Source organism: Limosilactobacillus reuteri (assembly GCF_020785355.1).
Lineage (GTDB): Bacteria > Bacillota > Bacilli > Lactobacillales > Lactobacillaceae > Limosilactobacillus > Limosilactobacillus reuteri_I.
The window spans coordinates 1-215 of record NZ_JAJGVH010000009.1 but is presented as its reverse complement, the minus strand read 5'-3'; the positions used below and the strand labels follow the sequence as shown (position 1 = coordinate 215).

Annotated in this window: 1 pseudogene; it reads left to right on the top strand. The window is 41.9% G+C overall.

The window, feature by feature from the left end:
- Nucleotides 1-215 (top strand): annotated as a pseudogene (locus tag LMB56_RS00045) (hypothetical protein); the annotation flags it as partial.

Here is a 215-nt window from a genome sequence, read left to right as displayed (position 1 = left end):
TCACTCATCGAGACGGAATTACTTAAGCTCTCACTCATTGAGACTGAGTTACTGAGGCTTTCACTCATGGAAACGGAGTTACTTAAACTTTCGCTCATCGATACCGAGTTGCTTAAGCTTTCGCTCATTGAGACCGAGTTACTCATGCTTTCACTCATGGAAACGGAGTTACTTAAACTTTCGCTCATCGATACAGAATTACTTAAGCTTTCGCT